10 protein-coding genes are annotated in these 10,458 nt (G+C 51.1%); 4 read left to right on the top strand and 6 right to left on the bottom strand.

Annotated features, from left to right (window positions below):
• Window positions 1–421: 421 nt before the first annotated feature.
• Window positions 422–823 (bottom strand): BlaI/MecI/CopY family transcriptional regulator, encoded by a 402-nt coding sequence (locus EKK48_07715; protein RTL44162.1) that lies wholly within the window; start codon window positions 821–823, stop codon window positions 422–424.
• 227 nt (window positions 824–1,050) lie between these two features.
• On the opposite strand from EKK48_07715, the gene EKK48_07710 reads away from it, so the two are divergent.
• Window positions 1,051–1,638 (top strand): HAD family hydrolase, encoded by a 588-nt coding sequence (locus EKK48_07710; protein RTL44161.1) that lies wholly within the window; start codon window positions 1,051–1,053, stop codon window positions 1,636–1,638.
• A gap of 79 nt (window positions 1,639–1,717) precedes the next feature.
• On the opposite strand, the gene EKK48_07705 is transcribed toward EKK48_07710, so the two are convergent.
• The 5 genes from EKK48_07705 to csaB all read right to left on the bottom strand — a co-directional run bounded on the left by EKK48_07705 (window position 1,718) and on the right by csaB (window position 6,742).
• A complete protein-coding gene (locus tag EKK48_07705; GenBank protein RTL44160.1) occupies window positions 1,718–3,061 on the bottom strand; it encodes a response regulator in 1,344 nt (447 codons plus the stop codon).
• Window positions 3,061–4,173 (bottom strand): PAS domain S-box protein, encoded by a 1,113-nt coding sequence (locus tag EKK48_07700; GenBank protein ID RTL44159.1) that lies wholly within the window; start codon window positions 4,171–4,173, stop codon window positions 3,061–3,063. Before EKK48_07700 ends, EKK48_07705 begins: the two co-directional genes overlap by 1 nt.
• A gap of 129 nt (window positions 4,174–4,302) precedes the next feature.
• The gene (locus EKK48_07695) at window positions 4,303–4,719 is read right to left on the bottom strand and encodes a Mini-ribonuclease 3 (GenBank protein ID RTL44158.1); all 417 of its coding nucleotides are present in this window, start codon (window positions 4,717–4,719) and stop codon (window positions 4,303–4,305) included.
• The gene (locus EKK48_07690) at window positions 4,704–5,600 is read right to left on the bottom strand and encodes a glycosyltransferase (GenBank protein RTL44157.1); all 897 of its coding nucleotides are present in this window, start codon (window positions 5,598–5,600) and stop codon (window positions 4,704–4,706) included. The genes EKK48_07695 and EKK48_07690 overlap by 16 nt, the downstream gene beginning before the upstream one ends.
• A gap of 8 nt (window positions 5,601–5,608) precedes the next feature.
• Window positions 5,609–6,742: a polysaccharide pyruvyl transferase CsaB gene (gene csaB / locus EKK48_07685; GenBank protein ID RTL44156.1), complete on the bottom strand. Its 1,134-nt coding sequence runs from the start codon at window positions 6,740–6,742 to the stop codon at window positions 5,609–5,611.
• A gap of 90 nt (window positions 6,743–6,832) precedes the next feature.
• Between csaB and EKK48_07680 the strand changes: the two genes are divergently transcribed.
• The 3 genes from EKK48_07680 (at window position 6,833) to EKK48_07670 (ending at window position 10,399) form a co-directional block, all read left to right on the top strand.
• Window positions 6,833–8,116, top strand: coding sequence for an FAD-binding oxidoreductase (locus EKK48_07680; protein ID RTL44155.1), 1,284 nt, complete (start codon window positions 6,833–6,835; stop codon window positions 8,114–8,116).
• A 24-nt stretch (window positions 8,117–8,140) separates the two neighbouring features.
• A complete protein-coding gene (locus EKK48_07675; protein ID RTL44154.1) occupies window positions 8,141–9,523 on the top strand; it encodes a (Fe-S)-binding protein in 1,383 nt (460 codons plus the stop codon).
• A 240-nt stretch (window positions 9,524–9,763) separates the two neighbouring features.
• Entirely contained in the window at window positions 9,764–10,399 is a 636-nt protein-coding gene (locus EKK48_07670; GenBank protein RTL44171.1) for a ribonuclease D, read from the top strand.
• Window positions 10,400–10,458: the final 59 nt, after the last annotated feature.

Genomic DNA, 10,458 nt, shown 5'->3' with positions numbered 1-10,458 from the left:
GGACCAAGAGACATCAACCTGTTCCAGGTAGAGCCAACCGTCATCGACGAAAGACACTACACATCGGGAAGATCGGAAAGACATCAGAAGACGTCACCAACGTTGCCTGAAGGTTCACCAATTCCAGATAACCAATAAGAACGAATCAACAAACGAAAAGGGCAGTTCGCAAGAACTGCCCTTTTTTTGCTTTAGTTGGTTGTTCGTTCAAACTCTTGTTGAGGTTCAATCGCTTGTTGGGATTGGTTGCTCGTTCAATCTCGTTGTGATTGTTGCTCAAAGTGCTTCCAATCAACAATTGGAGTTGAACCCTAATCGATTTGTATTGCATGTCTCAGGCGTGCGTCACCAGTGCGAGCGAATGCATCAAGACATTCCCAGATCGCCTGGTACTATCTGTAACCAGATATGGTGGCATCAGTCAGCGCTTGCGCGATGGTTGCTTCTTGGCACGGTTGGCGTATTCATCGAGGAAGTGATTGGCTTCCTCTGGAAAATCTTTGATGAAGATATCCAGGACACGGGAGACTGCGTTTTGAAGAAACTCTTCTCTCGACTCCGCAGGCGCATAGCAATTAGCCAATCCTGCCTTGTCTACGATGCGCAGCATGCCCTTTTCAGCCAGCCGGACCATTGTTGTCATCACTGTCGTGTAGGCGATTTGGCGCTCGTGGCGCAAAACGTCGTAAATTTCGCGAACAGTTACAGTTGGCGCCGCTTTTTTCCAAACCAGTTCCATAATCTCGCACTCAAGGTCGCCGAGAAATTTACGAAGCCCAGCTTGATTGAAGCGGAACGAGGCATTATCGTCGTGTAGTCTCATTCACAGCTCACTACTAGATAGAAATTCGATAGCTCATCCTAACATAGGCGCGTTTCTAATACGACCATGTTTTCTGCCCGCTCTTCTCCTAAAGTCAGAGCCAGCAAGCGTTTCCATTATCTCCTATTGACTGTAGCAAATAGTAATAATTTCGCTGCCAGTGCTATAAATGTATCGATAGAACTGACGGCGCTGTCATTAGTATGACAAGCACCAGGGACAACGCAATGAACAAGCAGCCTGTTGTATTTCTAGATCGCGATGGCACTCTCAATGTTGAAGTTGGTTACATTCGCAATTTGGACGACCTTGTCCTCATTGATGGCGCCGCCGAGGCTGTTCGCAAGCTCAATCAAGCAGGCATTGCCGCTATTTTGGTTACCAATCAAACCGGCGCTGCGCGCGGATACTATGCTGAGTCTCATATTCATGCACTGAACGCGCGCCTCTTGAGATTGCTTGAAGAGAATAATGCCCATCTCGACCACGTTTATTACTGCCCGCATTTAGAAGAAGGTACGGTCGAACCGTTCAATCGTGCCTGTGACTGCAGAAAGCCCGCTGTCGGCATGGTCGAACAGGCTTACGCTGAACATCCGGAGCTGGATAAAACCAGATCTTTTGTGATCGGAGACAAGGCGACAGATGTTGAACTTGCTCAAAACTGCGGCGCCAGGGGCATCCTCGTTACAACAGGATATGGAGAAGCCGTACTGAAGGGCGAGTATCAGCATGTCGTCAAACCCGATTATCAGGCTCCATCAATTGTCGAGGCTGTTGACTGGATTTTGAACCAGGTAAAAGTTGTGCACTAGATATGGTGGCACATTTGGGTTGACTGAAATTACAGCGACTCTACCTGGCTCAGCTCAGCTTAGCTTGGCTCGACTCGGCTTAAGCGCTGATGCCCGAGCGCAGCAGGTAGCTCACTTCAGACAACAAAGCCGGCATATCGAAAGGTTTGGGCAAATAAAGGTCAGCTCCCGCTTCCAGCGCGGCTGACTGATCTGGGTGAGAGGTTGCCATTACTATCCATATATTGCACAGGTCGCGGTCTTCTTTGAGGACACGACATAGCTCCCAACCGTCCATCTGTCGGTCCGACAGATGTGATTCGAGCAGCACCAGGTCGGGATGCCGTTCTCTGGCGATTTCGAGAGCGTCGTCTGCGGAACTCGTTACCTCGACTGCGTAACCTTCCAGCGACAGGGTCTCCTGGAGTAAACAGGCCATGGCGCCGTCTGGTTCTACAACCAGAATGCTCGGCAGTTTGTCTGAGTCGGGATGGTGTTGGGAGCGCTTTACGTTCGGTGCCGGCTCTATAACTTCCTTATCACTCACCCAGGCTGAGCCTGTTTTTCGCTTGGCGGCATAACGATAGTCTCGTGAGGTCGTAAGCACGTCGACGTAGCTCTGGAATCTCCGCTTGGTACTGGATACGATACCAATAGCAATGGATATAAGGGGTACGCGTCTGCGAATACCGCCGCGCCCCGTCGAAATCAAATAGCCTCGCTCGATGTCGCCGCGAGGGTAGAAACGGCGGCTGATTTCGTCGAACTGGTCGCAAATTTTCTTTGCTTTGCGCTCCAGATGCTCCCCGTGACTGACCATGAGGAAATCATCCGCTTCAATGTGCCCAACAAAATCATTGTCATCGGCGACGTGAGAGAGAATGGCGCCCAGCGCCTTAATCAGCTGGTCACCAGCCAGGTCACCGTATGTTTCGTTATAAACACGAATCTTGTTCAAGTCGCAAGACATTGCCGACCACGGTCTGTCTGAGACCAGGCTCTGTTCCAGCATGCGTCTGATCAGGTTCTGTCCGGGCAGTTGCGTCAATGGATTGAGGAATTCTTCCTGGCGGCGGCGCAAGTGCGCCAGCACCCGGATCGCCAGTTCATTCTTGTCGATCGGATCACCGAGCACGTCGTCGGCACCGTAGCGGAAGGCGCTGATACGCTCGTTGACGTCAGTGGATTCATGCAGCAAAACAAGCACGGGTCTCGGGTGAACCAGCGTGGCACGAATTTGCTGACAGTAGAGTCGCCCGTCCCCTTCCGGCATGTGCGCCGCCAGGATAATCAAATCGGGGTGAAGAAATGACAGCAACTCGTTTGCTTCTTCAAACGAAGTGACGGCGCTGACGCGGGCGCCCGTCTTTTCCAGAACCGATGCGTAATCTGCAGCCTGGCGAGGCTGATGAATGACCAGAATCTGGGGCGTGGGCAACATCATCAGTCGCGCCCTCTGGCAGCCTGCTCTTCTAATGTCGCAGCTGGAAGTAGTACGGTGAAAACGGTGCCGGTGCCGGAACTGGCGACTTTGATTTGACCGCCCAGTGCGAGCACCAGTGAGCGAGTTATATAGAGTCCCAATCCCGTGCCTTCAGTTTGCCTTACCAGTGGATTGTCCAGGCGACTGAATTTCGTGAAGATCTGTCCCAGATGTTCCTGTGGTATGCCCACTCCCTGGTCGCTTACCGAAAATTCCACCATCTCTGAATTGTCCAGAGCCGTCACGGTTACAGTCGTTTTGGGAGGCGAGTACTTAATTGCGTTATCAATCAAATTTGTGAGAATCTGCTCCAGACGATCTGCATCGGCCCAAACCGGAGGCAGACCTGCCGGTACTTTGATGACGATGCGATGATCTTTTGCTTTGTCGGAGAGATTGCGATAGACGCGTTGAATGGCGCCGTTCAAGTCGATAGCTCTGATGGTGAGCTGCATTCTTTTTGATTCTAATCTTGAAACTGCCAGCAGGTCTTCCACTAATCTGGTCAGTCGATCGGCCTGATCTTTGATGATGCCCACATAGCGGCGTTGCTGGCTCAAGTCGAGCCTGTCGCCGGCACGCAAAATGGTATCTGCGAAGCCCTTGATACTTGTTAAAGGCGTACGCAATTCATGGCTTACAGTGCTCACGAATTCCGTTTGAGCTTGTTGGACGGTGTTAGCCTGGATGATGTAGACGATTGTCAGGGTACTTTCCGTCTTGCCGTCTTTGGGTTTGATTGGAATGTGGCTGACCGGCAGCGTCAAATTGCCGTTTTTGCACACGACTGTTTTGGTGTGTGGTGCGAAGGGATCGTTTTCACTGCTGTTCGCTTTGCCACCACCCGCGGTGTCGGACATGGGGTGGGCATGATCGTGTCGTTCGACATTTTCGTCGATGATAGATGTGAGCTTGCGCCCGACAATTTCCTTTTCGCCTCTACCGAGCAGCTTAACAAATGCCGGATTGCAGGCTGTAATAATGCCCGCTGCATCGCTCACGACCATGCCGTCTGCGGAATGTTCCACGAGGCAACTGTAGATGTCTTCCGACTTTGTGCCTAATGCTTGCAATGTTCTCTTTGTACTCGACGGTAAACGGCGGAGAGACCTCTCCTAAGCCTAAGTTAACACTAGAACCAGGCAAGAAAAGCCATCAGCAACTTATCCTTAAGGATCTGGCTGTCAAAGGCGTAATCCTAATTAAATTTGCGGTTCTGCAGTAATCTGCAATATTTCTTTGAGACGGGCGAAATCGGTCAGATAAAGGTAGCCGAGCAGCGCTTCGAAGGCGGTAGCGTGTCGATATGAATTCTGGTCGACTTTTCTGAAGCCGGTGGCTTTCAGATTTCTTGCCCGACGTACCAGGTCTGATTCAGTTTCGGTCAGAGAAGGCAGCAAGAGCTGAAGAAGTTCGGCTTGCTGAGTGGCTTTCACACGAGCGCGTTTATGCATCTGGCGGGCTGAACTCGTGCGAGTTACTTCTCGCTCCCGCTCATAAAGGTGAAAAACCGCATCTCCGAGGTGTGCAAGAGAACGCAGCGAAACATCTTTGATGTGAGATGGTTCGAGTGCCTGACCGGAAAGCCAGAGTAGCTGCTGCTCTATTTGTCCTTCGATCGTTCTTTCGACTTGTCGTGGGGTTTCGGTTGCCGCTCGGAGCGGACTTTCTCACCATGCTTCTTCTCAGTAAGCTTGTTTTGCGCCAGTTCTTGCAAGACTTGCATGGCAAATGACGGTAACGCCGCACTCATGCGCTTAAAGCGCCATGGTTCAGCCATCAAACGATAGAACCATTCCAGATGCATTTTTCGAAATGCTGCGGGAGCTCGTTTGACGTTCCCCGCCCAGACATCGAAACTGCCGCCCACACCAATCATGACGGTGTTTGGAAATGCATGGCTCCAGCGGTCGATGAAGTATTCCTGCTTGGGAACACCGAGTGCCACCAGCATCAAGTCAGGCTTCGCATCTGCGAATTGATCGACGAGCTGGTCTTCATCATCAAGCGAGAAGTAACCGTTGTGACTGGCGACTATGTTCAAACCAGGGTGCATTGTCGGCAGCGTCGCTTTGATTTTTTCCAGAACTTCTGTCTTGCCGCCCAGAAGCGCTACTCTAGAGCCTTTTCTTGCTGCCAGTCCAAGCGCTGCATTAGCCAGTTCGATGCCTGGAAGACGGTCAGCGCCATGACCTTGTAGTCTGAGAGCCCAGACCACGCCTGAACCGTCCGGCACAATCAAATGGGCATGTCTGATGATTCTGTCAAGGGCTTGATCTTGCTGCGAGGCGACCACCATCTCGGCATTGAGGGTGACGACGTGCAGCCCGCGCTTGTTATTCCAGGCTTCATCAATAATCTCGAGTGCCAGCGCCTCATCGACCGTGTCGACGGGGTAACCAAGGACTTTTTGACGTTGTTTATATGTGGCTGACAATATGGACATTATATGCGGTGCCGATGGGAATGTGAACTTCCATCCGGTCCGCACTGATCGCATCCAGAAGATCACTTTGCATGTAATAGAATTTTAGCTAAAAGCTCGAAGTTCTGGCAAGCCAATTTTTTCGCACTTTCGGCTTCCTCGCGTGCGTTCGCCGCCAGTTGCTGTCGAGTTGCCACTGCGGTCTGCATAGTGGGCAGCCACTCCTTAAATGTGCCGCTGCCATCACCGTCCTTGGTTAGATTTAAGATTGGCTGTTTGAACTGCGTCAGTACATGTCGCACTTTCGGGTCATAGGCGAGACCGACGACGGGTACGCCGCTCGACAGCGACATAATCAGTGCATGCAGTCTCATTCCGACAAGCAGGTCGAGTTGCGAAAGGATAGCGAGCCACTGACTGGGCCTTTCAATTTCGTCTGTATGCAGAAATTCAGCATACCGACCTTTAGCTTGCCACTGTTCACCAAACCTGTTGAGCGGACCGATATCCTGCTCCATTTGCAGAGGCAGGAGCAACAATTTAGTATCGAGTGCAAGTGACCGATCCATCACAGCCACCAGATCGTCCAATTGTTTGTCGCTGAAATTTGTTGCCTTGCGAAGAGAGAGCCCGACTGTTAATCCGGGTTTTGCTTTCAGCTGGGCAATCTGGTCGAGTGCTCTTCCGGGAATATCTGTTTGTTCCAGGCACCAGACGGGGTCGGCTGTGAGAAGACTGGCGATATTCCACTCTTCCAGGAGCTTTTGAGAGTCTCTGTCTCGGACAGTAATGAAGTTTGCTTGCTGCAAGCTCAGCTTTGCCAGGACCCTTGCTGCTTCACCTTTGAGCGGACCGATGCCCTGGGCGTAGACACAGACTTTTCTTCCCAGCGCCCGTACCATAAGAATTTGACAACCGTAGAAAATCGTTGATTTGATCCCTGTCGTATCTTGAAACAGCCCGCCGCCACCGCTTATGAAGAGAGCCGCACGAGAGAGCAAGGGCAGCAGATTGGCTGGTTTCCAGCGGTCTACGGCTTCTACACCGAAGGCGTCTTTAGTTTGTTGCGGATTGTTGGAAAGTACGACAATTTGCGAAGGCGATATGAGCTTTTTAAGCTCATTAGTCAACTCTTCCAGAATCGCTTCATCGCCCAGGTTGCCAAAGCCGTAGTATCCTGAAACGAGTACGAGCTTTTTATCTGAATTATCTGCCAAGTGTCGTCGATCTCAAGTGATGTGTGCCGATAGACAACCCAAGCTTACCTCAGGTAGCACCATGGTAATTATCATCAAGCGAAAAATACAATGCAATCAGGCTCGGTAGGTTTATCTCAAAAACTTTCAAAAGCCATTGATGGTGCTTCTGTGGTGGCAACTTCGGCTTCAGGTGAAGCCGGACGTTGGACTCAAATGTCCATCTCTCACGCCCGTGGACTGGCGGAGGTTCTTAAGGCATCGGCATCTACAGCTGCGGCGGTTTTAACTGGGCCAGCCCGAACCGTTCCGGCATCTCGCCTGGACGATCGAGAATTTGTCTTTGTTGATCTCAGCTCTATGAATCGCATTTTGCATCACGAGCCTCAGGATCAGGTTATTTCGGTCGAAACCGGCATCACGTTACATGAATTGAATGCGTATTTAACGCCGTTCGGTCAATGGTTTCCGGTCAGCGCGCAGCCCCAAACAAGCTTGCTCGACCTCATTAACCGCGGTGATGGTGGACCACTAGAACACGGTTTCGGTGCTGTGCGTGATCTGGTCTTAGGGCTTGATGCAATCACTGGCAGTGGCATCGAGATCAAAACCGGTGGTATCGTTGTGAAGAATGTTACCGGCTACGACACTACCAAATTGATTGTCGGGTCGCATGGAACCCTGGCGCTGCCTTATGCTGCGCACTTGCGGCTTTATGCGCGACCCGAGAAAACAGCAGCAGTTATCTTTCACGGTGCAAGCGCGCAAGATTTGCTCTTGCTGGCAGGAGATCTGATTGGCGCTGATCTTTCGCTCGTTTGCTGCGAACTGTTAGACCTTTCGATTGTCAGAGAACCAGCAGTGCTTTCGGATGGCACGGCTAAATTGGCGCAGCGATGGAACAAATTCGGACTGATTGTGCGGGTTGCCGGTCATGATGAGTTGATTAAGGAATTGATTCCTCAAATTCGCGCTTTTAAACGAGAAGGCACCACCAACTCGGAACTTTCGTTTGATGACGCGGAGGCTCTCTTGCAGATTTGTGCAGCACCAGCTTTTCCCCGACTGGAGCTTTCCGCCAGCGTCTCTGAGTTTTCTTTGCTCCTTGCCGACTGGCTGAGAGCCGCTCCCGACCAAACTTTTCAGTATCGTGTTTCAACCGGGCGAGTTCTCTTGTATGCGCGCGACCTGACCCGGCTTTACGAGTTGAACGATTCGCTCAGATCATTTCTTTTGCGAAAGTCTGCACCGCATACAGTGGCGATGGCGGCATCTGAACTCGAGTACGAAATTGAATATCTGGGGGCGGATATAAAGAAGATCTCGCAAATTAAAGCTTCACTAAAGGAGCGTTTCGACCCGAGTGGCTGTCTAAATCCACTGGCAGTTCTGTGACGATGCCGTTATGCTTTAGTCAGTATGTCCGAACCTTGCAGCCCGCAATCTCAGCCGCAGCAGCGGCTCATCGATAAAGAACTTTTGGATGCTTGCATCCATTGCGGACTGTGCTTGCCCGCTTGCCCCACATATCTGGCTACCGGTCGCGAGATGGAATCGCCGCGTGGGCGAATTTACCTGCTCAATCAGTGGAACGAGGGCACTCTGCCTTTGCAATCACGTCTTGCCGAGCATATCGATTCCTGCCTTGGTTGTCTCGGTTGCCAGACCGCTTGCCCTTCCGGAGTCAAGTACGAAAATATCCTGGATCAGGCTCGACCACATCTGGCGGCGCGAAAGCCCGGAATTCTGCGCTTCGGTATGCGTTTTGGCTTTTCCAACCTCTTGCCTGATTACCCCAGACTGCATTTTGTAGCCGGTGTAATGCGCCAGTGGCAGCGGCTCAAAGGCGGTGAGCTATTGAGAAGACTGGCCGGTGTAAAACCGAATCAGCCTATTGCCACTTCTGAACCGCTCCAGCAAAACCCCGTCCAGAAGCTTTTCTACAGGCTGTGGCAGTTGAATGCGTTGTTGCCTGAGATTCCGTCGTTCAAACCACTGCCAAAAAAGTCGTGGCAGGCAGGCGAGAAGAAAGGCACCGTTCAGTTGTTTGCCGGATGTGTGATGGATGTTTTCTATAATTCGGTCAACCATGCCTCTATAGACTTGTTGAAGGCGCAGGGTTGCATCGTGGAAGTGCCCGAACAAACCTGTTGTGGTGCGCTTGCTGCTCACGCCGGTGAGACTGATGTGATGCTTTCGCTGGCCAGGAGAAACATAAGATCTCTGGAGGTGACCGAAGGTCCAATTGTCGTGACCTCAGCCGGTTGCGGGGCGATGATGAAGCAATATGCAGAGTTTTTGCATGACGATGAAGAATATGCGGCTCGAGCCTCCGCTGTTTCGCAACGAATCGTCGATGTCACCGAGGAACTGGCGAAAAACGACTTTAAGCACAACGACCGTTGTGGAGCCGAACTGCCTGACTTGAAGATTGCTTACCATGCTGCTTGCCATCTCGCTCATGCTCAGGGCATTCGAGAAGCCCCCCAGAAACTGCTTCTGGATTTTGCCGCTGCGGTCAACTCGGTTACACCAAATAAGATTGAACTTATTCCATTGAGAGAAGCAGAACACTGCTGCGGTAGTGCCGGTATATACAATCTGCTCCACACTGAACTGAGCATGGAAGTTTTGAACCGCAAAATGGACTTAATCAAGGAGAGCGGTGCCGATACTGTGGTGACGACAAATCCCGGTTGCATGCTGCAAATCAAGGCGGGCGTCAATCAACGTCGAGTGCCTGTGCAGGTCACGCATCTGTGCGAGTTGCTGCGCGATGCCTATTGTGGTGAAGTTGAGTGATCTCGGGTTGCCAATTGCTATTCCTTGTTTAAGGTGGCTTTATAACTTGAAATGAGCCATCTGAGCGGCTTGGCAAAGCACTATAATGTGCCCTGGGTAAGCTATGCGGCTTGCTGCTAAAGCTAAACCTCGGATAAGTCCGCTCACATCTTATGTAAAGGAAATCAGGCCGGTCGGCGTTTCTTTCTGAGATTCAGAAGCGGCATCAACAAGGAGACTGACGTGTCTACAGAGGCTGTAGTGAAGCATCGAAAGCCCGAATTGTTCGAACATGATCTGCCTGAAGAGCGGCTCAATCACTATTTGAAGAAACAGTGCATTGCCGTCGATACGGAAACTCGCGGTTTGATTATTCCGCGCGATCGCTTGTGCCTGGTGCAAATTTGTGATGACGAAGGTCTGGTCACTTTTGTGAGATTCCAGCATCTGAGTGACTTGCCTCGCGATAATTCAAACTTGAAGAAGTTGATGGAAGCCGAAAATGTGATGAAGCTTTTCCACTTTGCTCGCTTCGATGTTGCCGTCATGAAGCACTACCTCAACGCTACAGTCAATCCGATCTGGTGCACGAAGATTGCTTCCAAGTTGGTGCGCACCTATACCGACAGGCACAGCTTGAAAGATTTGACTCGAGAATTGCTGGGTCTGGAGATGGATAAAACGGACCAATCGAGCGATTGGGCCAAACCTGATTTGACCGATTCGCAATTGGAATATGCAGCCAACGATGTGCGCAACTTGCATGCACTGCAATCCAAGCTGCGTTATTTGTTGGAGCGTGAAGATCGCATGCATCTGGCTGAACGCCTGTTTCAGGCTCTGCCAATCGTGTGTGAGATGGATTTGCGCGGCTGGAAAGATATATTCGAACACTAAGTAAGAGATGTCGATCAGCAGCGGATTGTTTGAAACCAAGTTCGGACTGAATGAAATTA

This window comes from Candidatus Melainabacteria bacterium, assembly GCA_003963305.1.
Lineage (GTDB): Bacteria > Cyanobacteriota > Vampirovibrionia > Obscuribacterales > Obscuribacteraceae > PALSA-1081.
The sequence above is the reverse complement of the archived record's forward strand: the minus strand, read 5'-3'. Positions and strand labels throughout refer to the sequence as shown.